The sequence below is a fragment of the Limnospira sp. PMC 1279.21 genome, assembly GCF_032349615.1.
Classification (GTDB): domain Bacteria; phylum Cyanobacteriota; class Cyanobacteriia; order Cyanobacteriales; family Microcoleaceae; genus Limnospira; species Limnospira fusiformis.
In genome coordinates, this window is the sequence record NZ_JARPLU010000490.1 from 1 (window position 1) to 623 (window position 623).

Below are 623 nucleotides of genomic sequence, written 5' to 3' on the forward strand. Positions count from 1 at the left end.
CAGGACGGCGACTCAAGTCGCCGTGTCGTCTTTCATCCCCGCGCTAAAGCGACGGGGCTTTCAGACTCCCGCACTATTGTCGTAAGTAAGTAGTAGTAGGGGTCGAGAGTAGAGTCGCCTCTACCCCCTCCCATACAAAACCGTGCGTGACAGTTTCCCATCACACGGCTCCTAATCTGACTGCTCCGTTGTTAAGGATACAGCTTTGGCGTTGTCTAACGCCGTTTTATCATCGTGACAGTGGCGGTGTAATAGTTGAAGATTCTTGTATTCATCCTTTCCACCTAGGCTTCGAGGTACAATGTGGTCTACTTCAATTAAATCCGATGGTGCGAAATACTGTCCGCACCAGGTACACCTACCCTTTTGCTTTTTGAGTAGTTTTGCTACCCTGTTTGGCGTTTCAATTGCTTGTCCTTTCCTGGTTGCCCAGTAAGTCCAATTTCCGTCGTATGGTGTTGCGTCAGGGCGTATTGGGGTGTGTCTAACATTTGGAGTCCAACTATGTTGCCATAATGTGAATCCATCCTTGGTCTTGAATAACCAGGATTCATGTCTCTCTTTCCCATTGCTAAGTTTAACCGTTCCTTTGTGGAAGTAGTTTCCTAGCTTTTCGTAACTTG

The 623-nt window shown here is 47.5% G+C and carries 1 protein-coding gene; it reads right to left on the bottom strand.

Annotated features, from left to right (window positions below; translation table 11 throughout):
- Positions 1–171: 171 nt before the first annotated feature.
- Positions 172–623: HNH endonuclease signature motif containing protein (locus P5683_RS25590; protein WP_315645682.1), on the bottom strand; the 452-nt coding region annotated here is incomplete at its 5' end.